Annotated in this window: 23 protein-coding genes and 1 riboswitch; of the genes, 18 read left to right on the top strand and 5 right to left on the bottom strand. The window is 67.5% G+C overall.

Annotated features, from left to right (window positions below; translation table 11 throughout):
* From hpnK to BHE01S_RS34065, 4 genes are all read left to right on the top strand, one after another.
* Positions 1-891, top strand: an 891-nt coding sequence (gene hpnK / locus BHE01S_RS34080; RefSeq protein WP_063769120.1) for a hopanoid biosynthesis-associated protein HpnK, incomplete at its 5' end; no start/stop codon positions are given.
* Complete coding sequence (locus tag BHE01S_RS34075; protein ID WP_042272445.1) at positions 888-1,964, top strand: lysylphosphatidylglycerol synthase domain-containing protein; 1,077 nt, start codon at positions 888-890, stop codon at positions 1,962-1,964. The genes hpnK and BHE01S_RS34075, both read left to right, overlap by 4 nt.
* Before the next feature lie 78 nt (positions 1,965-2,042).
* A complete protein-coding gene (locus BHE01S_RS34070) occupies positions 2,043-2,624 on the top strand; it encodes a lipoprotein (RefSeq protein ID WP_042272442.1) in 582 nt (193 codons plus the stop codon).
* Positions 2,625-2,658: 34 nt separating this feature from the next.
* Positions 2,659-3,684: a patatin-like phospholipase family protein gene (locus BHE01S_RS34065; RefSeq protein ID WP_042272439.1), complete on the top strand. Its 1,026-nt coding sequence runs from the start codon at positions 2,659-2,661 to the stop codon at positions 3,682-3,684.
* A gap of 27 nt (positions 3,685-3,711) precedes the next feature.
* Here the strand turns inward: BHE01S_RS34065 and BHE01S_RS34060 are convergent, their stop codons facing one another.
* The 3 genes from BHE01S_RS34060 to BHE01S_RS34050 form a co-directional block, all read right to left on the bottom strand.
* Entirely contained in the window at positions 3,712-4,050 is a 339-nt protein-coding gene (locus BHE01S_RS34060; protein ID WP_042272436.1) for a type II toxin-antitoxin system PemK/MazF family toxin, read from the bottom strand.
* A 7-nt stretch (positions 4,051-4,057) separates the two neighbouring features.
* Positions 4,058-4,345 carry an AbrB/MazE/SpoVT family DNA-binding domain-containing protein gene (locus BHE01S_RS34055; RefSeq protein WP_042272467.1) on the bottom strand — a complete coding sequence of 96 codons (288 nt, stop codon included), beginning with the start codon at positions 4,343-4,345 and terminating at the stop codon, positions 4,058-4,060.
* Between the two features lie 187 nt (positions 4,346-4,532).
* Complete coding sequence (locus BHE01S_RS34050; RefSeq protein ID WP_042272433.1) at positions 4,533-5,162, bottom strand: histidine phosphatase family protein; 630 nt, start codon at positions 5,160-5,162, stop codon at positions 4,533-4,535.
* 42 nt (positions 5,163-5,204) lie between these two features.
* Positions 5,205-5,364: riboswitch (cobalamin riboswitch) on the top strand.
* A gap of 38 nt (positions 5,365-5,402) precedes the next feature.
* Here BHE01S_RS34050 and BHE01S_RS34045 point away from each other — a divergent pair.
* From BHE01S_RS34045 to BHE01S_RS33975, 14 genes are all read left to right on the top strand, one after another.
* Positions 5,403-5,621, top strand: coding sequence for a CbtB domain-containing protein (locus BHE01S_RS34045; protein ID WP_042272430.1), 219 nt, complete (start codon positions 5,403-5,405; stop codon positions 5,619-5,621).
* A 13-nt stretch (positions 5,622-5,634) separates the two neighbouring features.
* Positions 5,635-6,387, top strand: coding sequence for a CbtA family protein (locus BHE01S_RS34040; RefSeq protein ID WP_042272427.1), 753 nt, complete (start codon positions 5,635-5,637; stop codon positions 6,385-6,387).
* A 327-nt stretch (positions 6,388-6,714) separates the two neighbouring features.
* Positions 6,715-7,404: an ABC transporter permease gene (locus BHE01S_RS34035; protein WP_042272423.1), complete on the top strand. Its 690-nt coding sequence runs from the start codon at positions 6,715-6,717 to the stop codon at positions 7,402-7,404.
* Between the two features lie 13 nt (positions 7,405-7,417).
* Positions 7,418-8,131: an ABC transporter permease gene (locus BHE01S_RS34030; RefSeq protein ID WP_042272420.1), complete on the top strand. Its 714-nt coding sequence runs from the start codon at positions 7,418-7,420 to the stop codon at positions 8,129-8,131.
* 28 nt (positions 8,132-8,159) lie between these two features.
* On the top strand, positions 8,160-8,951 hold the full coding sequence (locus BHE01S_RS34025) for an ABC transporter ATP-binding protein (protein ID WP_042272465.1): 792 nt from the start codon (positions 8,160-8,162) through the stop codon (positions 8,949-8,951).
* Positions 8,952-9,107: 156 nt separating this feature from the next.
* Positions 9,108-10,079 (top strand): GlxA family transcriptional regulator, encoded by a 972-nt coding sequence (locus tag BHE01S_RS34020; protein WP_245639943.1) that lies wholly within the window; start codon positions 9,108-9,110, stop codon positions 10,077-10,079.
* 232 nt (positions 10,080-10,311) lie between these two features.
* Positions 10,312-11,529: an aspartate aminotransferase family protein gene (locus tag BHE01S_RS34015; protein WP_042272418.1), complete on the top strand. Its 1,218-nt coding sequence runs from the start codon at positions 10,312-10,314 to the stop codon at positions 11,527-11,529.
* A gap of 42 nt (positions 11,530-11,571) precedes the next feature.
* On the top strand, positions 11,572-12,651 hold the full coding sequence (aruF, locus tag BHE01S_RS34010; RefSeq protein WP_042272411.1) for an arginine/ornithine succinyltransferase subunit alpha: 1,080 nt from the start codon (positions 11,572-11,574) through the stop codon (positions 12,649-12,651).
* A complete protein-coding gene (gene astA / locus BHE01S_RS34005) occupies positions 12,648-13,682 on the top strand; it encodes an arginine N-succinyltransferase (protein WP_042272408.1) in 1,035 nt (344 codons plus the stop codon). The genes aruF and astA overlap by 4 nt, the downstream gene beginning before the upstream one ends.
* A 2-nt stretch (positions 13,683-13,684) precedes the next feature.
* Positions 13,685-15,148: a succinylglutamate-semialdehyde dehydrogenase gene (astD, locus tag BHE01S_RS34000; RefSeq protein WP_042272405.1), complete on the top strand. Its 1,464-nt coding sequence runs from the start codon at positions 13,685-13,687 to the stop codon at positions 15,146-15,148.
* 9 nt (positions 15,149-15,157) lie between these two features.
* Positions 15,158-16,498, top strand: a complete 1,341-nt coding sequence (gene astB / locus BHE01S_RS33995) for an N-succinylarginine dihydrolase (protein ID WP_042272402.1) — start codon at positions 15,158-15,160, stop codon at positions 16,496-16,498.
* A complete protein-coding gene (astE, locus tag BHE01S_RS33990; protein ID WP_042272400.1) occupies positions 16,482-17,534 on the top strand; it encodes a succinylglutamate desuccinylase in 1,053 nt (350 codons plus the stop codon). Before astB ends, astE begins: the two co-directional genes overlap by 17 nt.
* A 310-nt stretch (positions 17,535-17,844) precedes the next feature.
* A complete protein-coding gene (locus BHE01S_RS33980) occupies positions 17,845-18,645 on the top strand; it encodes an ABC transporter substrate-binding protein (protein WP_042272395.1) in 801 nt (266 codons plus the stop codon).
* 332 nt (positions 18,646-18,977) lie between these two features.
* A complete protein-coding gene (locus tag BHE01S_RS33975; protein ID WP_084069556.1) occupies positions 18,978-20,363 on the top strand; it encodes an EAL and HDOD domain-containing protein in 1,386 nt (461 codons plus the stop codon).
* Between the two features lie 64 nt (positions 20,364-20,427).
* Here the strand turns inward: BHE01S_RS33975 and BHE01S_RS33970 are convergent, their stop codons facing one another.
* Entirely contained in the window at positions 20,428-21,870 is a 1,443-nt protein-coding gene (locus BHE01S_RS33970) for an HDOD domain-containing protein (protein WP_042272456.1), read from the bottom strand.
* A gap of 48 nt (positions 21,871-21,918) precedes the next feature.
* Complete coding sequence (locus BHE01S_RS33965; protein ID WP_042272393.1) at positions 21,919-23,880, bottom strand: putative bifunctional diguanylate cyclase/phosphodiesterase; 1,962 nt, start codon at positions 23,878-23,880, stop codon at positions 21,919-21,921.
* Positions 23,881-23,990 lie beyond the last annotated feature (110 nt).

The following is a 23,990-nucleotide window of genomic DNA, read 5'->3' as shown; positions in this document are numbered from 1 at the left end:
TCGTCTCACGATGCGCGCGCGCTCATCTTCACCGCCGACGACTTTGGCCTGCACGAGCGGGTCAACGCGGCGGTGGAGCGCGCGCATCGCGAGGGCGTGCTCGACTGCGCGAGCCTGATGGTGGCCGCGCCCGCCGCGGCGGACGCCGTAGCGCGGGCGCGCCGCACGCCGGGTTTGCGCGTGGGGTTGCATCTGGTGCTGGCCGATGGCGCGGCCACGCTGCCGCGCGCGCAGATTCCCGCGCTCGTCGACGCGCAAGGGCGCTTCGGCGACAACATGGTCCGCGACGGCGTGCGCTTCTTCTTCCTGCCGCACGTGCGCAGACAACTCGCGAAAGAGATACGCGCGCAGTTCGAAGCGTTCGCGGCGACCGGGCTCGCGCTCGATCACGTGAACACGCACAAGCATTTTCATCTGCATCCCACGGTGCTCGGGCTGATCCTCGAGATCGGCCGCGACTACGGTCTGCGCGCGATGCGTCTGCCGCTCGAGGCAGGCGCGCCGTTCGCGCTCAAGCCCTGGCTCGCGCTCGTTCGCGTGCGCCTTGCGCGTGCGGGGGTCGCGCATAACGACTACGTGGTCGGCATCGCGAAGACGGGCGCAATGGACGAGGCCGCCGTGCTCGACGCGCTCGCGCATCTGCCCGCGCAGGGCGTGGGCGAGATCTACTGCCACCCGGCGCTTGCCGGCGAGGCGGGTGAGGCGCCCATTACGCCGTCGATGCAGACGTATCGCCACGCCGACGAATTCGGCGCGCTGATCTCGCCGCGCGTGGCCGCAGCGCTCGCACAGGCGGGCGTGCGCCGGGGCGGCTTTACCGAGGTGTTCTTCGGCGCGGCTTCGGGCGCAGGTCCCGCTGCGCCGCGCGGCCCCGAGGTGCAGGTGTCATGAAGTGGCTGCAATGGCTGGGCCTGCCAGTCGGGATCGCCATCCTGATCGGGCTCGTCGTCCATAACGGCGCGCACGACGTGCTGCGCGTGGTTGGCACGGCAGGCCCCATGCTGCTCTGGCTCGTGCCGTTCCACGCGCTGCCGCTCCTGCTCGACGCCCAGGCGTGGCGCCTTTTGCTCGACAAGCGCGCATCGCTTACGTTCCTCTGGTGGATCGCGACCGTGCGCGAGGCCGTGAACCGGCTGCTGCCCGTCGTCGGCGTGGGCGGCGAACTCGTCGGTATTCGCCTTGCGCGCTGGAAGGTGCGCAATGCGAGCGAGGTCACGGCTTCGGTGATCGTCGAGGTGTTCGTGACGATCGCCGTGCAATACGCGTTCTCGGCGCTCGGCGTCGTGCTGATCGTGGCGGCGACCGGCGACGGCGGTTCGCTGCGAACCATCGCCACGATCGCACTGGCGCTCGTGCTTTCGGCGCCGCTGCCTGTGCTCGCCGTATTGCTGGTGCGTCGCGGCGGCGTCTTCCACGCGATCGAACGATGGGCCGGGCGGCTGCTCGGCCCCGACAATCCGCTCATGCTCGCCCTCGACGGCAAGCAGCTCGACGCCGATCTCGACGCGCTGATGTCGCGCACGGGCCTCATGTTTCGCGCTTTCTTCTGGCAGCTTGGCGGCTACATGCTCGGCGCGTTCGAGACGTGGTGGGCGCTCGCGCTGCTCGGCCATCCGGTGACGGTCGGCGACGCGCTCGCCATCGAGGCCATCACCCAGGCCGTGCGCCATGCCGCCTTCATGGTGCCCGCCGGCCTCGGCGTGCAGGAAGTCGCCGTCGTGCTGCTCGCGCAGCTCTTTGGCGTGAGCCAGGACGTGGCGTTCTCGCTCGCGCTCGTCAAGCGCATGCGCGAAGTGGTGTTCGGCGTGCTCGCGCTGCTTTCGTGGCAGGCCGCGGAAATCGTTGGCACGCGTCGCGCATTGCGCCGCGGCGCGCAGTCCGCAGGCGCGCCGCCCGCCGCTTCGGGCGTGTACGCACGCGCGCCCCGCCCGAAGCGGGACGCACAGCACGATCAGGTCCATTGACGGTACATTGTGGGCATGTCGATGCGCGCCGGATCGGCGCGCGTAGACGCAAGCCCATGTTGATGCGTTAGCAAGGACATGAAGCCCACGTTTTCACTCACGCGTTCGCTCGCGCTCGCGTGCGCCGCCACGGCGGCGTTCACGCTTTCCGGCTGCGACGATCGCCAGTTCGATGCCATGCTCGACACCATCCGGCAGGGATTCAAGGCGTTCTTCGATTCCGTGAAGCCCGACGCGCTGCTGCTCAAGGGCCTCACGCCCGGCGTTTCCACGCTGGAGCAGGTGCGCGAGCAAATGGGCAAGCCAGAAACCGAGCGCGTGTTCGACGACGGCTCGCGCCGCCTCGAATATCCGCGCGGCCCGCAGGGCCTCAAGACCTGGATGGTCGACATCGGTCCGAACGGGCGGCTCGTGGCCATCACTCAGGCGCTCACGGCGGAAAACTTCGCGAAGATCCACGTCGGCATGAGTGAGGACGAGGTCCGGCGTTTGCTCGGTAAACCCGGGCAGGTGGCCGGCTACCGCTTGAAGAAGGAGACGGTGTGGAGCTGGAAGTGGCTGGAAGGGGGCGTGACGCCCGAAGCGTATTTCAACGTGCATTTCGGACCGGACGGGCGGGTCACGACGACCTCGCGCTCGGACATCATTCGCGGGCACTGACCCCGTTGACTCAAAAACACGCGAGGAGGCGCGCATGATGAACCGGCGACGGCCCAAGCGTGTGGGGCTCGTGCTCGGCGGCGGCGCGGCGCGCGGCTGGGCGCATATTGGCGCGATTCGCGCGCTCGAGGAAGCGGGCATCAAGCCCGACGTGGTGTGCGGTACGTCGATCGGCGCGCTGGTCGGCGCCGTGTACGCGAACGGCGATCTCGACTGGCTCGAGGACTGGGTGGGCAAGCTCACCTGGCAGACCGTCGTGCGCCTGCTCGACTTGCGTTTTTCGGGTGGGCTGCTCGGCGGGCGCAAGGTGATCGACCTGTTTGCGCACCAGTTCAACGGCCGCTCGATCGATGACCTGAGGCTGCCGTTCACGGCGGTCGCCACCGAGCTCGACACGGGGCGCGAAGTCTGGCTGCGCGAAGGCGGCGTGGTGGACGCCGTGCGCGCTTCGATCGCGATTCCCGGCATCTTCACGCCGATCTGGCATGACGGGGTGTGGCTCGTGGACGGCGGACTGAGCAACCCGGTGCCGGTGTCCGCCGCGCGCGCGATGCGCGCCGACACCGTGATCGCCATCGACCTCAATCACGACATTCTCAACGGCCGCGACCTGGGCGGCGCGATCGACACGATGCCGCGCGAGCTGCCCGTGGAGTCGAGCGGCGCGGCGACGGCGGCGTCGGCTGCCGGGGCGGACAGCGGCGCTGAGGACGGCGAAGCGACGCCCGAACCGCTGCTGCGCCGCAACGGCAAGCGCTTCCCGCGCTGGCTGCAGCCTGCAGGCCCCGGCGCGTCGGGAGGGCCGGACGTGCGCGTGGCGCCGCCGCCTAGCACGCGCGTGCCTTCCGTATTGAGCTCGGTGGCCCAGAGCATCGACATCATGCAGGTGCGCATTACGCGCAGCCGCCTTGCAGGCGAGCCCGCCGACGTGCTGATCCAGCCGCGCCTGGGCGGCATGGGGATCTTCGACTTTCATCGCGCCGCACCCGCCATCGAGGAAGGGCGCGCGGCCGTGCAGTACATGATGCCGGCCATCAAGGCGCAGCTGGGACTCGACTAAGGCGATTCCACTGCCCGGCTGGCTAGGCTACAGGTCCAGAATGCCGGCGACCGCGAATTTTGCCGCCTCCAGTTCCTCCGCTGTCGCCGTTTCTCCTTTGTGCCGCCAGACTCTGCCCGCCAGGGAAAGCGTGGTGACCTGGTCGGCCATCGCGACGCAGGGCCTGGCAAGGCCGCTGATCGGGATTTCCGACTCCCACCCGCGAACCGTGCTGGTGATCGGCAGCCCAACGAAGCGGCTTGTGAGTTCATTGAACTCGGCGTCCGTGAGGACGAGCACAGGACGGTAGCCGTCCTGTTCACTGCCTGCGCCCGGCCCGACGTTGAGCCAGAGGATGTCGCCTGCGCCTGGTGTTCCGTTTTTCATGCGTTCCTTACCATGGGTCGAAACGCGTGGGGTCATCGGGGCCGCCGATTTCGGTTCCTTGCGGCTGGCCGAAGTCGATGAGCGGGTGCGGCTCGAGCTTCCTCTCGCGCAACTGCTGCAAATAGCGCTCGCGCGAAAAGCGCCGGATCGCCGTATGCGGGCGAACCGTGAGCGATCCGTCTTCGACTTCCAGTTCGACTTCCTGCCCCTCAGCCAACGCGAGTTTGCTGGCAAGGCTGGCCGGAATGCGCACCGCAAGGCTGTTTCCCCATCGCTTCAGGGTTTGTATCGCCATTTCGTCCTCGTACTGAATTAGCCGTCTGGCCAATAACGCATTGAGTTTGATGTCCATACCCGATCGTTGTGTATCTACGTGGTTGATACAGGACCGATGCTAGGCTTGGATTGCGGGTGTGTCAACGTGTTGATACGTGCCAGGTCCGCGGCGCAGGGACGCAGATCAAGGAATGCCGTCCCTGTCGTCAGTCCAGTGCCGCGAGCCACACCCACCCATGCTGGGTGCGGCGCAGCGCCGTCACGGCAAGCGGCGCGATTTCGATCGAGCGAAAACCCCGCGACGGCGCGCCCAGCGCGTGAAGAATCGCCGCCCGGATCACGCTCGCGTGCGTGAAGGCGATCACGTCGTGCCTGGAGCCGGAAAGCCCATCTAGCCAGGCGCCGACGCGCGCGCAGACATCGTCGAACGATTCGCCGCCGCCCGGCGGCCTGAAACCCGGGTCGCGCGTCCAGGCCGCAAGGGCTTCGGGCGCTACACGCGCGAGATCCGTCATGCGCTGGCCTTGCCACGCGCCGAACGCGGTTTCGGCGAGCGCGTCACTCGGTGTTGCCCCCGCGAAGCCAGCCGCGCGTGCGCTCGCGCGGGCAATCGCGGCGGGACTCGTGAGCGCGCGCGGCGCCTCGCCATGGCGAGGACCGAAGGCGAGGCGCGCGTGCCAGCGCCCGCGCCATGCGGCAAGCGCATCGAGCGCGCGCGCATCGAGCGCTTCTTCCGCGTCGTCGCCCGGTACAGGCCCTTCAGGCGCTTGCGGGAACGTGCCCGAGCGCAGCACGGCGTTCGCCGCATGGCTTACCAGCCAGACTGTCGTCGACATGCTTTTCCTTACGCGTCGCTACCTGGTGGCCGACATTCGGACCGAGGCCAGCCGTCGCAGCGCGTAGAATACAGGCTCCACGACACGCGGAAGCCGGTGCAAGTCCGGCGCGGTCGCGCCACTGTAACTGGTTGCCGTCGATTGAATGTCGATTGAATCGAAGCAACGGAAGTCAGACCTGCGCGTCGTGAACCCCTCTTTCAACGACTAACGGGGCGCGTCACCCCAGGAGAAGTCAACATGTCCGAAACCACATTCCCTTCGCAGCACGCACCGGCCGCGCCGGCGCCCATCCCGTTGCGGGAGATCCTGCCCTGGGCGATCTTCGGCGGTCTCATGCTGCTGCTGGCCCTGTACTTCGTGGGCGCCGAGCAAGGCGCAACCTCGCTCGTGCCGGGCATGTACGTCCACGAATTCGTTCACGACGGCCGCCATCTGCTCGGCTTTCCCTGCCACTGACGGGGAGCTGAACATGGTAGGCAAGTTGCTGGTACGCGGCATGCTCGCAGGCATCGCCGCGGGACTCCTCACGTTCGGCTTCGCGAAGATCGCGGGCGAGCCGCAGGTCGATCAGGCGATGTCCTTCGAGGAAAAGCTCGACGCCGCGAAGGGAGAGGCGCCCGGACCCGAACTCGTGAGCCGCAAGACCCAGGCGAGCGTCGGGCTCTTTACGGGCGTGATGGTCTATGGCGCGTCGATCGGCGGGCTCTTTGCGCTCGTCTTCGCGTATGCGAATGGTCGAGTGGGGCGTCTTTCGCCGCGCGCGCTCTCGGCCTGGCTCGCGCTTGCGGCGTTCGTCGTGATCTACATGGTGCCGAGCATCAAGTATCCGGCGAATCCGCCCTCGGTCGGCGACCCGGAGACGATCGGCTATCGCACTGGGCTCTTCTTCCTGATGATCGCGATCTCGATCGCCGTGTCGGTGTTCTCGCTCAAGGTGCGCGCGGCGTGCGTGCCGCGTCTGGGGGGCTGGAACGCGTCGATCGTGGCGCTCGTGCTGTTCGTCGTCGTAACCGGTGCGGTTCAACTCGCGCTGCCGACGGTGAACGAGGTGCCCGCCGCCTTCCCGGCCGTGCTGCTGTGGAAGTTCCGCACGGTGTCGATCGGCATGCAGGTCATTCTCTGGACTACGATCGGCCTGCTGTTCGGCGCGCTCGCCGAAAAACTCCCTGGCGCGAATGCCCGTGCCGGTAGCGCACGCGGCGTGCAAACGCACACCGCGTAAGCTCCTCTCGGGGCGCCGGGTCACCGGAGCGCACACCGCGCACCTATCGAAAAAGCGACCCCAAACTTGCGTAAATGCCCCGCACGCCTCGCGTGCCGGGGCCTGTTTTTTCGCCTTTCAAATGCATCGCGCCCGCGGCTGTGCGGGCCCGATCCGCACGCGGCCATGCGTTGCTCCGCGATGCTGCGCTGCAATATTCGCGCCGCGCGAGTTTGAGTAATCGATTTTGCACTGAGACGATCCGCGCCAGTTCATCGGTTTCGGCGGCGCGCATGTGCCGCGCGAGGCCGCCCGAAACGACAAAACGATTCTGTTCCGGAGACGCGCGTGATCCTTTACGGCTTTGGCCCGGTGCTGCTCGCCGGCACGATCCAGACCATCGAACTTTCGCTCCTCTCGCTCGGCGTGGCCGTGCTGCTCGGTCTTGCGGGCGCGGCCGCCAAGCTGTCGTTCAACCGGCCGCTCGCGGCCGTGGCGACCGCCTACACGACGCTGATCCGCTCGGTGCCCGACCTCGTGCTGATGCTGCTGCTCTTCTACAGCATCCAGATCGGCGTGAACGAGGCCACCGACGCGCTCGGCATGGCGCAGATCGATATCGATCCGTTCGCGGCCGGCGTCGTCACGCTCGGCTTCATTTACGGCGCGTACTTCACCGAAACCTTCCGCGGCGCGTTTCTCGCGGTGCCGCGCGGCCAGCTCGAAGCAGGCCATGCCTATGGCATGAGCGGCGCGCGCGTGTTCGCCCGCATTCTCTTTCCGCAGATGATGCGTTTCGCCCTGCCCGGCATCGGCAACAACTGGCAGGTGCTCGTCAAGGCGACGGCGCTCGTCTCGATCATCGGTCTCGCCGATGTGGTGAAGGCTGCCCAGGACGCAGGCCGCAGCACCTTCAACCTGTTCTTCTTCCTCGTGATCGCGGCACTCATCTATCTCGCAATCACCACGCTCTCGAACTTCGCGCTCGTCTGGCTCGAACGCCGTTATTCGGTGGGCGTGCGTCACGCCCAACTGTGAGGAAAAGGCGGTCATGAACGAAATCATTCAGCAATTCGGCCGCGCGTTCCTCTACTGGGACGGCGAGCATGTTTCGGGCCTCGCGATGACGCTGTGGCTGCTCGTGATCTCCGTCGCCTTCGGCTTCGTGTGCGCGGTGCCGCTCGCCGTGGCGCGCGTCTCGCGCCGCCGCTGGCTCTCGCTGCCGGTGCGCTTGTACACCTACGTGTTTCGCGGCACGCCGCTTTATGTGCAGTTGCTGCTCATCTACACGGGCGTGTACAGTCTCGCGTTCATCCGCTCGGAGCCGCTCCTCGACGCGTTCTTCCGCAGCGGCCTGAACTGCGCGGTTCTCGCGTTCGCGCTCAACACCTGTGCGTACACGACGGAGATTTTCGCGGGCGCGATCCGCGCGACCTCGCACGGCGAAGTGGAAGCGGCGCGCGCCTACGGCATGAGCCCGTTCACGATGTACTGGCGCGTGATCCTGCCTTCGGCGCTGCGCCGCGCACTGCCGCTGTACAGTAACGAAGTGATCCTGATGTTGCACGCGACCACGGTGGCTTTCACCGCGACGGTGCCCGACATCCTCAAGGTCGCGCGCGACGCCAACTCGGCCACCTACCGCTCTTTCGAGTCGTTCGGCCTCGCGGCGCTGATCTACTGTGCGGTATCGTTCGTGCTGGTGGCCGCGTTCCGCCGCGCCGAAAAACGCTGGCTCGGCCATCTCGCCGTGCGCACCCGCTGATTCACCGGAACACCGGAAACTGGAGACCATCTTGGCTCAGACGCAATCCTCAGATAGCAAGCTCGTCGCGCGCGACATCCACAAGCGCTACGGCGACAACGAGGTGCTCAAGGGCGTCTCGCTCGACGCGAAGAAGGGCGACGTGATCAGCATCATCGGCGCGAGCGGCTCGGGCAAGAGCACGTTCCTGCGCTGCATCAATTTCCTCGAGAAGCCGAACGCGGGCGAGATCGTCGTGGACGGCGAGACCGTGCGCACGAAGGCGGGCCGTACCGGCGATCTGGACGTGGCCGATCACAAACAATTGCAGCGCATCCGCACCAAGCTCGCGATGGTGTTCCAGCACTTCAATCTCTGGTCGCACATGAACGTGCTCGAGAACGTGATGGAAGCGCCCGTGCACGTGCTGGGCGTGCCGCGCAAGGAAGCGGAGGAGCGCGCGCGGCAGTATCTGGAGAAAGTGGGCCTCGCGCCTCGCGTGGAGAAGCAATATCCCTCGCATCTTTCGGGCGGCCAGCAGCAGCGCGTGGCGATTGCGCGCGCGCTCGCCATGCATCCCGACGTCATGCTGTTCGACGAGCCGACTTCGGCGCTCGACCCCGAACTCGTGGGCGAAGTGCTCAAGGTGATGCAGAAGCTCGCCGAAGAAGGCCGCACGATGATCGTCGTCACCCATGAAATGGGCTTTGCGCGCAATGTCTCGAATCATGTGATGTTCCTGCACCAGGGGCGCACGGAGGAAGAGGGCGCGCCCGCCGATGTGCTCGGCGCGCCGAAGAGCGACCGTCTGCGCCAGTTTCTCTCGGGCAGTCTCAAGTAAGCCGCCCGATCCGTCTCGCGCCTCGTCTCGCCGATGGTCCGTTCCACCGTTCTTCCTCCCGCCGCCGTTGCCGCCGCCGCGCCCGGCGGCCAGGCGCCGCTCGCTCGCGCCGGCCGCACGACCCAGGTGGCGATCGTCGCGCTCCCGCCCGTGTCGATGTCGGGCGTGGGTCCGATCGTCGACGCGCTCAGTCTCGCCAACGAGATCGACGGCCGCGCGCTGTACCGCTGGCAGATGTGCTCGTGGAACGGCCGCCCCGTGCCGCTCGCGGGCGGCGCCCAGTGGCCCGCCGACTGCGCGTTCGGCGACCCGGTTTCAGCCGACTGGCTCATCGTCGTCACTGAGCGCTACCAGCAATTCGCCGACTACCGGCTCTTTCTCGCGAGCCTCGCGCGCGTGGGGCAGCGCACGCCGCTCGTCACGGGCATTCACCATGGCATCTGGTGGCTCGCGATGGCGGGGCAGCTGCAGGGTTACCGCGTGGCCGCGAACTGGGAGACGTTCCAGCAGTTCGCCGAGCAGTTCGAGCGCACCATCGTCACGCAGCACATCTACGAAATCGACCGCGACCGCGCGACCTGCTCGGGCGGCCAGGCCACGCTCGACTTCATGCTTGCGATGATCGGCCGCGACCATGGCCCGGAACTCGCCGAGCGCATTGCCGACGCGCTCGGCGCAAGCACGCTGCGCAGCGGCGACGAGCGCCAGCGCATTCCGTTCGTGACCGCGCCCGGCGAGCGGCACCCGCGCCTGAACGACGCGCTCAAGCTGATGGAGGCGAATATCGAGGACCCGCTCACCACCGACGAGATCGCGAATCTCGTGGGCGTGTCGCGGCGGCAGCTCGAGCGGCTCTTTCGCCAGTACCTCGGCGCCATGCCGTCGAAGTACTACCTGGGCTTGCGCCTCGCCAAGGCGCGCTCGCAGTTGCAGCGCACCAGCAAGTCGGTGGTGCAGATCAGTCTCGCGTGCGGTTTTTCTTCAGCGGCGCATTTTTCGAATGCGTACCGCGAGCGCTTCGGCGTCACGCCGCGCGAGGATCGCCGCAACTGGATCGAGCGCCAGCACGGCGGGGCCGCCGCCGAGCCGCGTGCGGGCGCGCTCGTGGAGCCGCCGGAGGTTCAGTGAGCGCAGCCGCGGCTGCAGCACGCGCCGGGACCCTGCAGGTTCCGCACGAAAAAACGCGTCGCGCCTGCGCAAGACGTTTGCGTGCAGCTTGCCTACACTGCACAGGTGTCGACGGGACTGGGTGCTTCAGCACCTGGTCCCGTCCCATGCAAAGCCTGCCTGAGCGAAAGGGCATGGCCCCGACGCACACCGACCCCGAATTCGACACGCACTGAGTAAAAGAGGAATCGCCATGAACGACCAGACTGTGAGCCGCCAGACCTTCGACGAAGTGATGGTGCCGTGTTTCTCGCCCGCGCCGTTCGTGCCGGATCGCGGCGTCGGCTCGCGCGTGTGGGATACCGAAGGCCGCGATTACATCGACTTCGCCTGCGGCATCGCCGTGACCTCGCTCGGCCATGCGCATCCGGAGCTGCTGCGCGTGCTGCAGGAGCAGGGCAGCAAGCTCTGGCACATCGGCAACGGCTACACCAACGAACCGGTGCTGCGTCTTGCGCGCCAGCTCGAAGCGCTTACGTTCGCCGACCGCGCGTTCTTCGCGAACTCGGGCGCCGAGGCCAACGAGGCGGCGCTCAAGCTCGCGCGCCGCGTCGCGTTCGACCGGCACGGCGCCGACAAGTACGAGATCGTCTCGTTCACGCAGTCGTTCCACGGCCGCACGTTCTTCACCGTCAGCGTGGGCGGCCAGCCCAAGTACTCGGAAGGCTTCGGCCCCGTGCCGGGCGGCATCACGCATCTGCCGTACAACGATATCGAAGCGGCGCAGCGCGCCATCGGCGCGCAGACCTGCGCCGTGATCGTCGAGCCGGTGCAGGGCGAGGGCGGTGTGATTCCCGCCGATCCCGCGTTCCTGCGCGCGCTGCGCGAAGCGTGCGATGCGCACGGTGCGCTGCTGATTTTCGACGAAGTGCAAACGGGCGTGGGCCGCACGGGCCACTTCTATGCGTACGAAGACACGGGCGTCACGCCCGACATTCTCACGACGGCCAAGGCGCTCGGCAACGGCTTCCCGATCGGTGCGATGCTTACGACCGAAGCGATTGCCGCGCACTTCAAGGTGGGCGTGCATGGCACGACCTATGGCGGCAATCCGCTGGGCGCCGCGATTGCGGGCAAGGTGGTCGAGCTGGTGAGCGATCCGGCGCTGCTGGCGGGCGTGCGTGAGCGCGGTGAAGCGATTCGCCGCAAGCTCGCGAAGCTCAACGAGCGCTTCGACATGTTCAAGGAAGTACGCGGCAAGGGGCTTTTGATCGGCGCCGAACTGAATGCGCGCTTTGCAGGCCGCGCCAAGGACTTCAACGCGGCGGCTGCGAACCGCGGCGTGATGATGCTGATTGCGGGGCCGGACGTGCTGCGCTTCGCGCCCTCGCTCATCATTGCCGAAGCGGACCTCGACGAAGGCTTTGCGCGCTTCGGGCAGGCCTGCGCGGACGTGATCGGCGCACGTTAATTCGCAACCCAGCCGCAACCCGGCGCACACACAGGACCGACGATGCTATTCGTTCGCCCCGCCAGGCTTTCCGATCTCGACGCGATCGCCCACATGGCGCGCACCGCGCAGCCGGTGCTGCATTCGCTGCCGCACGACCGCGCGGCGCTGGAAGCGCGCATTGCGCTTTCAGAAGATTCGTTTCGCGCGGACGTGGACTTCCCCGGTGAGGAGTTCTATCTGTTCGTGCTCGAAGATTCCGCCACGGGGCGGCTCGTCGGCACCTCGAGCATCGTGGCGGCGGCCGGCTACGCCGAGCCGTTCTACGCGTTTCGCAACGATGCGCTCATTCATGCGTCGCGCGAGCTGCACGTGAACCGCAAGATTCACGCGCTCACGATGTCGCACGAGCTCACGGGCAAGAGCCGCCTCGCGGGCTTCTACATCGAGCCGACGCTGCGCGGCGACGCGGCCGCGCATCTCATGTCGCGCGCGCGCATGATGTACGTCGCGATGAACCGCCGGCGCTTCACGCCCGAAGTCTTCTCGCTGCTGCTCGGCGTGACCGACGAGACGGGGGCCTCGCCGTTCTGGGAGGCCGTGGGGCGCAAGTTCTTCGGGCGCGATTTCAAGGACATCGAACTGGCCTCGGGCGGGCGCAGCCGCACCTTCATCGCCGAGGTCATGCCGGCTTATCCGCTTTATGTGCCGCTGCTGCCGGAGCCGGCGCAGCGCGTGCTCGGCGAGCCCGATCCGAGCGCCTTGCTCGCTTACGAGATCCATCTGGAAGAGGGCTTCGAGCCGGACCGTTATGTCGATATCTTCGACGCGGGCCCGGTGCTGACCGCGCAGGTGGACCGCACGGCCTCGGTCGCCGGCAACGAGACGCGCACGGTGCGCGAAGCTGCGCTTGCAACGAACCTGGAAGGCGCGGCGTATCTGGTTGCGAGCCAGCGCGAGGGCGAGTTCCGCTGCGTGCTCGCGACGCTGCCCGAAAGCGGGAAGGGCGCGGGCATCATCGCTCCTCTCGACACGAGCGCGCGCGCCGCACTCGGCGTGCAGGACGGCGAGCCGGTGCGCTGTGCGCCGCTCTATCGCGCCACCCCGAAAACCGGGGATGCCTATATGGGAGACGCACAATGATCGTGGTACGCGTCGTGCAAACGGGCGACGTGGACGCGCTCGTCGCGCTCGCCCAGGAAACGGGCCCCGGCCTCACTACCTTCAAGCCGGACCGCGAGGCGCTCAGGGCGCGCATCGAGCGCGCGCGGCGCACGCTCGCCGGGGTTGCCGCGCCGCGCGAAGCCGGCTACTTCTTCGTGATGGAAGACACGGCCACGGGCGACATCGCCGGCGTTTGCGGCATCGAAACGGCCGTGGGACTGGAGCAGCCGTTCTACAACTACCGCGTGAGCACGGTGGTGCACGCAAGCCAGGAGCTCGGCATCTGGACGCGCATGCGCGCGCTCAATATTTCGCACGATCTCACGGGCTATGCCGAGGTGTGTTCGCTCTTTCTTTCGCCGCGCTATCGCACGGGCGGGGTGGGCGGGCTGCTTTCGCGTTCGCGCTTCATGTTCATCGCGCAGTTTCGCGAGCGCTTTCCCGAGCGCCTGTGCGCGGAATTGCGCGGCCATTTCGATGCGCAAGGCACGTCGCCGTTCTGGCGCGCGGTCGGTTCGCACTTCTATCAAATCGATTTCAACGCTGCCGACTATCTCAGCTCGCACGGGCGCAAGTCGTTCCTCGCGGAACTGATGCCGCGTTACCCGGTGTACGTGGAGCTGCTGCCCGAGGAAGCGCAGGCCTGTGTCGGCCTCACGCATGCCGACACGGTTCCCGCGCGCCGCATGCTCGAGGCCGAGGGGCTGCGCTACGAGAATCACGTCGATATCTTCGACGCGGGCCCGGTGCTCGAATGTCATATCGGCGATCTGCGCACGGTGCGCGACAGCGTGGTCGTGCCGGTCGAAATCGGTGAGGCGCACGCCGAAGAGGGCGTGCGCTCACTCGTGTCCAATACGTCGCTGGGCGATTTTCGCGTGGGTTTCGCGCCGGGCGTCGTGCACGACGGCGTGTTCACGCTGAGCGCCACGGAAGCGGCGGCGCTGAACGTCGCGGCGGGCGATCCGGTGCGCGTGCTCGGCCCCGCAGCAAAGCAAAAACAGGGATGACCATGAACGAGCTTTACATCGATGGACAGTGGCGCGCGGCCTCGGGCCCCGCGTTCGCTTCGCGCAACCCCGGAACGGGCGAGACCGTGTGGAGCGGCAATGCCGCGAGCGCCGAAGATGTCGATTGCGCCGTGAACGCCGCGCGCCGCGCGTTCGCCGCGTGGGCGCAAACGCCGCTCGAAGCGCGCTGCGAGATCGCGAAGCGCTTCGCCGCCCTCGTCACCGAAAAGAAGGAAACGCTTGCCGAGGCGATTGGCCGGGAGACCGGCAAGCCGCTCTGGGAAGCGCGCACCGAAGCGGCGTCGATGGCCGCGAAGGTCGCGATTTCGATCACCGCCTACGGCGAGCGCACCGGTGAGAAACGCGCGCCGATGGCCGACGGCGTGGCGGTCCTGCGTCATCGCCCGCATGGCGTCGTCGCCGTGTTCGGTCCGTACAACTTCCCGGGCCACCTGCCCAACGGCCATATCGTGCCGGCGCTGATCGCCGGCAACGCGGTCGTGTTCAAGCCCTCGGAACTCGCGCCTGAGGTGGCGCGCGTAACCGTCGAGCTCTGGCGCGAAGCCGGCCTGCCCGCTGGCGTGCTCAACCTCGTGCAGGGCGAGCGCGATACGGGCATTGCGCTTGCGAATCACACGCAGATCGACGGGCTCTTCTTCACGGGCAGCTCGGACACGGGCACGCTGCTGCATCGCCAGTTCGGCGGACGGCCCGAAATCGTGCTCGCGCTCGAAATGGGCGGCAACAATCCGCTCGTCGTCGCTCCAGTCGAGGATATCGACGCCGCCGTGCATCATGCGATCCAGTCGGCCTTTCTTTCGGCAGGGCAGCGCTGCACCTGCGCGCGCCGCATTCTCGTGCCGGCGGACGCATTCGGCGAGCGTTTTCTCGCGCGCTTCGTCGAAGTGAGTTCGCGCATTACGGTGGGCGAGTACGATGCCGAGCCGCAGCCCTTCATGGGCGCCGTGATATCGGCGCGCGCGGCGGGCAAGCTGATGGGTGCGCAGGCGCAGCTGCTCGAGCGCGGCGCGCGCGCCTTGCTGCCGATGACGCAGCGCGACCCGGCGCTCGGCTTCGTGACGCCCGCGATTCTCGACGTGACGGGCGTGGCCGATCTGCCCGACGAGGAGCACTTCGGGCCCCTCGCGCAGGTGATCCGCTACGCGGGTTTCGACGACGCCATCGCGCAGGCCAACAATACGGCGTACGGCCTCTCGGCGGGCCTGCTCGCCGACGACGAAGCGCTGTGGCAGCGCTTCACGCGCGAGATCCGCGCGGGCGTGGTGAACTGGAACCGGCCGACCAACGGTGCGTCGAGCGGCGCGCCGTTCGGCGGCGCGGGCCGCTCGGGCAACCACCGGCCGAGCGCGTACTACGCCGCCGACTACTGCGCGTATCCGATGGCCTCGGTGGAAAGCGCGCAACTGCAGATGCCCGCGAGCGTTTCGCCGGGTCTTTACTTCTAAGGAACGACGATGCCAACCCTTGAAGCCAACTTCGACGGACTCGTCGGCCCCACGCACAACTACGCCGGGCTGTCGTTCGGCAACGTCGCCTCGCAGAACAACGAGAAGTCCGTCGCGAACCCGCGCGCCGCGGCGCAGCAGGGCTTGCGCAAGATGAAGCGGCTCGCCGACCTCGGCTTCGCGCAAGGCGTGCTGCCGCCGCAGGAGCGGCCGTCCACCCGGCTGCTGCGCGAACTGGGCTTCGGCGGTAAGGATGCCGAAGCGATTGCGCGCGCCGCGAAAGACGCACCCGAACTGCTTGCCGCGGCAAGCTCGGCGTCGGCCATGTGGACGGCGAATGCGGCCACGGTGAGCCCCTCGGCGGATACGCCCGACCGGCGCGTGCACTTCACGCCCGCGAACCTGTGCAGCAAACTGCATCGCGCAATCGAGCACGAGGCCACGCGCCGCACGCTTTCCACGGTGTTCGCGGACTCGTCGCACTTCGTCGTGCACGAGGCGCTGCCCGGCACGCCCGCGCTCGGCGACGAAGGCGCGGCCAACCATACGCGCTTTTGCGCGCAGTATGGCGAACGCGGCGTGGAGTTCTTCGTGTACGGGCGCAGTGAATACCGCCGTGGACCGGAGCCCAGGCGCTTCCCGGCGCGGCAGACGTTCGAGGCGAGCCGCGCCATCGCGCAGCGTCACGGCCTGACCGACGCGTTCACCGTGTTCGCGCAGCAGGATCCGGACGTGATCGACGCCGGTGTGTTCCATAACGACGTGATCGCCGTGGGAAATCGCAGCACGCTGTTTTGCCACGAGCGCGCCTTCGTCGACCGGAAGGCGGTCTATGACGAACTGCGCACGAAGCTCGCGGCGCACGACGCGCCGTTTCATGTGATCGAAGTGCCCGAAGCGCGCGTGAGCGTGGCCGACGCGGTGTCGTCCTATCTCTTCAATAGCCAGTTGCTGAGCCGCGCGGACGGCACGCAGATTCTCGTCGTGCCGCAGGAATGCCGCGAGAACCCGCACGTGGCGATCTACCTCGACGAGCTGGCCGCGAGCAACGGGCCGGTGGGCGAAGTGCTCGTGTTCGATCTGCGCGAGAGCATGAAGAACGGCGGCGGTCCGGCGTGCCTGCGTCTGCGCGTGGTGCTCAGCGAGGAGGAGCGCGCGGCGACGGCGCCGGGCGTCTGGATGAACGACGCGCTCTTCACGCGCCTCGACGGCTGGATCGAGCGGCACTATCGGGACCGGCTCGCGCCGCAGGATCTGACCGATCCGGCGCTGCTCGTCGAGTCGCGCACGGCGCTCGACGAACTCACGCAGATTCTCGGCCTCGGATCGCTCTATGACTTTCAGCGCTGATCATCCATTCGAGGACTTTCTCGCGTACACGCTGGCGGGCGCGCGCCCGGCCTCGCCCGCAACGGCGCGCGGCGAATGCGCGGGCGGCGCGCGCTGGCAATGGCTCGACGAGGGCGTGCTGGAGCTGGAACCGGCACGCATCGACGAGACGACGCGCAGCGTGCTGCTTTCGGCAGGCGTGCATGGCGACGAGACGGCACCGATCGAACTGCTCTCGCAACTCGTGGCCGACATCGCGGCGGGCCGCGCGCCGCTCGCCTGCCGCGTGCTCGCGGTACTCGGCAATGCCGGCGCGATGCGCGCGGGGGAGCGTTATCTCGACGACGATCTGAACCGCCTGTTCGGCGGCCGCCATGCGCGGGTGCCGGCGAGCCGCGAGGCGCCGCGCGCCGCCGCGCTCGAAACGGCGGCGCAGCGTTTCTTCGCGAAGGCCGCGAGTGGTGCCGACGCGCCCTTCGCGCGCTGGCATCTCGACATGCATACGGCGATCCGCGCTTCGGCGTTCGAGCAGTTCGCGCTGCTACCTCACACGGGCGAGCCGCCGGCGCGCGCGATGCTCGAATGGCTCGCCGACGCGCGCATCGCGGCCGTGCTGATCCATACCGAGCAGGGCGCGACCTTGTCGTCGTTTACGGCCGAAACGTGCGGTGCGCTCGCCTGCACGCTCGAACTGGGCAAGGTGCGGCCGTTCGGCCAGAACGACCTGGCGCGCTTCGCGGGCGCCGACGCCGCCGTGCGCCGTCTCGTCGCGGGCGAGATGGCCTTGCCGAAGGGCGCGCAGATGCCGCGCATCTTCACGGTGATCGGCCAGATCACGAAGCACAGCGCGGCGCTCAAACTCAACGTGGCCGCCGACGTGCCCAACTTCACCCCGTTCGCGCGCGGCGAGGTGCTGGCGGAAGACGGCGCCTACCGCTACGTGGTGCAGCACGACGAGGAGCGCATCGTGTTCCCGAATCCGGGCGTGAAGCCGGGCTTGCGCGCGGGCCTGCTTGTCGTCGATACGACCCGCGAGACGCTCGCCGCGCTCGTTTGAGCGCTTGCCGCAAGGGCACGCGCTCTCCTGCGCTTGCGCAGCCACGACATCCACTTGCAGGTTCGAACCCAGCGCGTGCGCGCCATGCGCCGCTTGCCGCGCGCGCGGCGGGGCGCCGGCGCCGTCGCGGTACAATCGCGCCCGCGCGGTTGCTGCGGTGCACCACACACGGTGCGCGCGATTGAGCCGCATTTTTGGCGCAGCGATCCTGTGCCCGCGCCGGGAAGCCGTTTTCTGGCGGCGAATCGGACCACGAAGCTGCGTGAACGGGCTTCGCCGGCGCAACCCATCTGACTGGAATGAGACATCGATGAAGACGAACTGGAACAAGCTGGCGACGCTCGCATTCTGCGCGGCCGCCATGACGGCAGGCGCGGCAGGTGCCGCACACGCCGCCGATATCAAGGAAATCCGCTTTGGCGTGGAGGCGTCGTACGCGCCGTTCGAATCGAAGTCGCCCGCGGGCGAACTGCAGGGCTTCGATATCGACGTGGGCAATGCCGTCTGCGCGAAGCTCAAGGCAAAGTGCGTGTGGGTGGAAAACTCGTTCGACGGCTTGATTCCGGCTCTGCAGGCGCGCAAGTTCTCCGCCATCAATTCCGACATGTCGATCACGGACCAGCGCCGCCAGGCCATCGACTTCACCGACCCGATCTACGCGATCCCGAACCAGATGATCGCGAAGAAGGGCAGCATGCTGCAGCCCACGCCCGAGTCGCTCAAGGGCAAGCACGTGGGCGTGCTCCAGGGCACGATCCAGGAAACCTACGCGAAAGCGAAGTGGGCGCCCGCGGGTGTGGACGTCGTGCCGTACCCGACCCAGGACCAGATCTACGCGGACCTCGTTTCGGGCCGCCTCGACGCCTCGTTTCTCGACGCCGAAGCCGCTTCCAAGGGCTTCCTGAACAAGCCGCAGGGCGCGGCCTTCGCGTTCGCGGGCCCGCAGGTCGTGGACGTCAAACTGCTCGGCGAAGGCGTGGGCTACGGCGTGCGCAAGAAGGACGCGGCGCTCAAGGCCGCACTGAACGGCGCGCTCAAGGACCTGAAGGCGGACGGCACGCTCGAGCGCATCGCGGCGAAGTACTTCGATGTGAAGGTCGTGCTCAAGTAACCGGCCGCCGCCGATAGACCAGACCGGCTGGACCCAATCCAGCCGGCCGGTTTTTTCGCGCGTTTGCTTCGGATTGCATAGCAAATCGTTCTTGCGTCGAGTGTGAACGCCGAGCCATAGCCGTGCCGGCGACGCGTGCGGCACTGCAAAAAGTGCAAAAAAATCCCGCTGATCGTGCAGGACTTCATTTGCGCGCCTTGCTTGCCAGGATAGAATCGACGCAAGAAAGTGCCGCGTCCGGCGCGCCCCATGCGCGAAGCGCAAACGGTTGCGGCATGCCAAGAAACAAGACCAGGGCGCCGCCATGCGCGCGGCGCCGCGCGGGGGACCCCATGAGCTTGAACGCCGCAGACCGGCCGCAGATGTCAGGAGTCGCGGGCGGCACGCAGTCGCCGGAACACGCCGGCCCGCCCATCGACGTGTATTTTGCGCGCCAGCCGATGCTCGACCGCGAGGGCCTCCTCTGCGCGTTCGAGACGTTGCCGCGCCTCGTGGACCGGCGTGAAAGCGCCGAAATCGAACAAGAGGCCGAAGCGGCCGCCAAAGACAAGGCCTCGGGCCTCGCGCCCAAGCCTTTCGCCACGAGCACGGCGCGCCTCAAAAGCTTCGCCGCGCCCGTCTTGCGCGCCTCGCTCGCGGGCCATCCCGCCTGGCTCGACATGACGCGCGACGCGCTTTTCCACGACGGCCTGCTGCGCGTGAGCCCGGAGCGCGTCATGCTCGAATTGCCGGTGGACATCGGCGCGGACGCGGAGCTGATCGCTCGGCTCGTCGAGCTGCATCGCCGCCGCTATCGTTTCGCGCTCGACCACGTGTCGAAGGCGGACGAATCTCTCGCGAAACTGCTGCCATATGTGGACGCCATCAAGATCGACATCCGCGAGATCGCGCCTGCGGTGCTGCCGAAGTTCGCCAGCGTGATGAAGGCGGCGGGCAAGCTGCTCGTGGCCATGGGCGTCGAGACCCAGGAAGACTATCAGCGCGCGCACGACCTCGGTTTCGACCGCTTCCAGGGCTATTTCTTCGCGAAGCCGCACGGCGGCGCGCGCCGCTCCAGCGCGCCGCGCCAGGCGCTGCTGAACCTGCTCCATCTGCTTGCGGCCGAGCCCACCGTCGCGCAGCTCGAAGCGGAACTGAAGCTCAACCCCGTGCTCGTGATGCATCTGATGCGGCTCGCCAACTCGGGCAGCATGAACATCGGCCGCAAGGTGACGACGCTGCGCGAGGCGATCAACGCGACAGGCACGAACGCCATCGCGCGCTGGACGCAGTTGCTGCTCTACGCCGACGGCCGCAAGATCGCCGCCGAAGACGACCCGCTGCTGCAACTCGTGGCTACGCGCGCGCGCTTCATGGAAATCGCGGTGACGCGGCTTGCCCACGCGCACCTCGAAGACGAAGACGCGGCGTTCCTCGTGGGGGTTTTCTCGTTCGTCGAGGCGGTGTTCGGCGGCTCGCTCGAAAGCACGCTCGAAGTGCTCACACTGGCCAAGCCGATCCGCACGGCGATCGTGAGGCGCGAGGGCGCGCTCGGGCGCCTGCTCGAGCTTTCCGAGGCGCTGGAGCGCGCAGACTGGGCCCGCGTGGATACGCTATGCGCGGAACTCGAGCCGCTCGACGCCGCGACGGCCGCGGCGATCTCGCTCACGGCCGCGGAATGGGCCGGCACGTCCGGCCGCGACGCGCAAGACGAGGGGCTGGAACGGATCGAGGATTGAGCGGGCGGGGCGGTGCCGCGCAGGGATGCGGTGCGCCCCGGCTCAGTTCAGACTCGGTCGAAACTTACGCAGTCTGCGCAACGTGCGTGAAGAAGCGCGCGAGCTGCTGCGCGAGGTCGTTCAACGCGCTCATCTCTTTCTGTGAAATGCGGCGCGGCTCCTGGGTGGCGATCCAGTCGCCGTACATCAGCGCAACGGGCTCGACGCCAGGCGCGCCCACGGGCAGCAGGACGAACGCACGCGCGTCGTCGAAGTTCGAGCGATACCAGCCGGGCAGGCGCGCAAGAATCTTCGCGTCGCGCGCATTCTCGATGAAGATGCCGACCTTGTTCGCGATGGCGAGGTGAAACACGTCGGGCTGGAACGCGGCGGAAAACGCGAGCCTGGGCAGCACGTCGCCCATGTGCGGGCCAAAGCCGTGCTGCGCCTCGAACATGTTCGCCCCGCGTCGCACGAACACCACGCTGCGGGCGAAACCGAGACCGGCGAGCACGGTTTCGGTCGCGAGCGTGAGGGCGGTGCTGAGCGCGCTGTCGGCCGGCAATGCGCGCAGGTCCTCGACGCCGGCCGCGATGCGCGCCTCGGGATCGAGCGCTTCGCGGGCGATGGCGTCGGCGTTGGCGCGCAATTCGACGATCTCGCGCATGACGCCGTCTTCGGCTTCCTCGCGCGCGAGCGCGAGGCTCATCTGCACGAGTACATCGGCATCGGTCGAGAGCGCGCGGCCGTAGTGCTGTGCAAGCTCCGCGATGTGCGTCTCGCGCATTTCCTCGGTGAGGCCCGCCGTGGTCAGCACGCGCGCGACTTCGGTCGAATAGTTGGTGATGGCGCGCAGCCATTGCGTGTCGCGCGGCTCCTTGTCGGCCGGGTCGTACTGGCGCATGCCGGAGCGGATCGTGTCGGGCAGGCGCCAGCGCGTGGCGGCTTCGAGGCCGAGTTCTTCGAAGGTCACGCCGAGCACGGCGAGGCAGGCCTCGTCGTCGCTCGAGCCTTCGTCGATCTCGCGGCGGATCTGGTCCCACTCGGGTTCGAGATAGAACACCACGAGCAGCTTGCCCATCTGGCGCATGAGCGTGCAGACCACGGCCTCTTCGCCCGCGCGCAGGTCGCCGTGCTCGGTGAGCTTGCGCGCGACGCAGCCCGAGAGCATGGTGCGGTTCAGTTCGAGCTTGGCGTCGATGCGGCGCGGCGCGCTGTGGTGAAAGTGATCGACGATCTTCAGGCCGACGACGAGATGGCCGACGGCGTCCATGCCGAGCACCATCAGCGCGCGCGTGACGGTCGTGATGTTGCCGCCGAACGCCATGTACATGGCCGAATTCGCGAGACGCAGCACTTTCTGCGTGAGCGCGAAATCCGAGAGCACCACCTTGACGAGCGCGCTGAAATCGTAGTCGTCGTTCGTCATCGCCGCGACCGTGGTGCGCAGCGATTGCGACAGCAAGGGGAAATCCCCGCGTTCGTTCATGCGGGTCCACAAGCGGTCTAGCAGGACGGCCTTTACCATCTGAACCATGTCAATTTCGCGAAAGCCCTGCTGTTTGCGCCGCCCGCATCATTGCACCTCGTGCACGTGCAACGCACCTGAAACGAAGCGCTGCTGCAATTCTTCCGAAGGCAGCGCCTTGCAGACGAGCCATCCCTGGATATGCTCGCAACCCATGTTCGTGAGCAGCTCGCGCTGCGCTTCCGTCTCCACGCCCTCGGCCACGAGTTCGAGATCGAGCGTACGCGCGAGCCCCACCACCGCGTTGACGATCGCCTGATCATTGCGCGAAGTGATGAGGTTCTCGACGAAGCTTCGGTCGATCTTCAACTTCGAGAGCGGGAAGCGCTGCAGATACGCAAGACTCGAATACCCCGTGCCGAAGTCGTCCACCGCGAAGCGAATGCCAAGCGAGGTGAGCTCTTCGAGCAGCGTTTTCGCATGTTGCGGATCGTGCATGAGCAGGCTTTCGGTGATCTCGAACACGAGCCGGCCCGGATCGACTCCCGTGAGCTCGATCGCCTCCTCGACACTTTCCCTGAACCGCGGATTGCGGAACTGCTGGGGCGATACGTTGACCGCCACGTACTGCAGCTCGATGCCTTGCTCGTCCCATTGGGTCAGTTGCATACAGGCAGCCTTCAAAACCCAATTGCCGAGATAATTAATCAGGCCGACGGATTCCGCAAGTGGAATAAACGTTGAAGGCGGCACGAGACCGTGCAATGGATGTTGCCAGCGGATCAATGCCTCCACGCCGACCACGCCGCGCGACGCGCTGCTCGTGATGGGCTGGAAGTGTAGCGAGAATTCGCCGTTGCGCACACCGTCGTAGAGGTCCGACTCCAGCTTCAGGCGCATGGCGTCGGTGGGATCGTCGTCGGGCACATGCAACGTCAGCGTGTTGCCGCCGATCGCCTTGGCCTGCTGGAGCGCCTGATCCGCGCGGCGGATGAGCGGCGTGGAGTCGGCGCCGCCGTCGGCCTTGTTCGCGCCGGCGGCGTGCGGGCGCTGGTCCGGATGGAACGCAATGCCGATGCTCGCCGAAAGGTGCACGGGCTGGTTGCGAAACGAGTACGGCTGCAGGATGGAGGTGAGCAGGCGCCGGCCGAGCGTTTCGGCGGCGGCGCGCACTTCGTCGGGTGCGGTGTGGCGTTGCGGCGTGATCAGGATGGCGAACTCGTCGCTGCCGATGCGCGCGATCGTTTCGCCCTGCAGCGCGAGGTGGGTGAGGCGCCGCGCGGTCTCGCGCAGCAGCTCGTCGCCGGCATCGTAGCCGAGCGCGCGGTTCACGCGCTGATAGTCGTCGAGGTCGAGCAGCAGCAGCGCCACCGGCACGCCGAAATGGTCCGCGTCGGCCTGGGCGCGCTGCAGCGCGGGCGCGAGCGCAGTCTGGTTGGGCAGGCCGGTGAGCGGGTCGTGATGGAGCGCGTGGGTGAGCGCGGCTTCGGTGCCCTGCCAGCCGGAGACGTCGAAGCCCGCCACGGCGAAGCCGGCCGTCCCGCCATACTGGGCGCGCTGCACGCGCAGCTCCACGGGAAGCGGGTAGGTAAGCGCCTTGACGAGGTCGATCGTGTCTTTTTCCACGGCGCCGCTGTGCGCGGCGCGTGCGATCAGCGCATCGAGGCGTTCGTGATGCCCGGGCGCGACGACGTCGGCGAGCGTGGAGCCGAGCAGGAACTCGCGGTGATACCCCGCGAAGCGCAGGCTCGCGTCGGAGACGTAGAGAAAGTGGAGCCCCTCGTCCACGTGCACGAGGAAGTCCACCGCGGCGGCTGTGTTCTCGAACGAGAGCGAAACGGCGTCGGGGTAGTCGGGTTCGGCAGCGGGAGGCGAAGCGGGGGCGGGCGTTGCGGCGTCTTTGTCTTCGTGGTCGGCTGCGCGCGGTGCATGCGCGGCATGGGGCGCGTTCGCGTCGCGGGGCACGGGCGGGTCGCCGGCGATACCCCTGGTGCCGGCAAGCGCGCAAAGCCGGTCGATGACCGTGCGCAACCAGCCCTGGCGGGGCGCGGAGATCCTGTTCGCTTCCATGTCTGTCGCTGGCAACCCTTGGTTTGTCTGTGGCGTCGGCCGGTTTCCAGGTCCGGCTGAAGACGCCCATCAGAGCAGGTTATCGACCCCGGACGCGAAATCTTTAGCCG

The organism is Paraburkholderia heleia NBRC 101817 (assembly GCF_000739775.1).
Taxonomy (GTDB): Bacteria; Pseudomonadota; Gammaproteobacteria; order Burkholderiales; family Burkholderiaceae; genus Paraburkholderia; species Paraburkholderia heleia.
The sequence above is the reverse complement of the archived record's forward strand: the minus strand, read 5'-3'. Positions and strand labels throughout refer to the sequence as shown.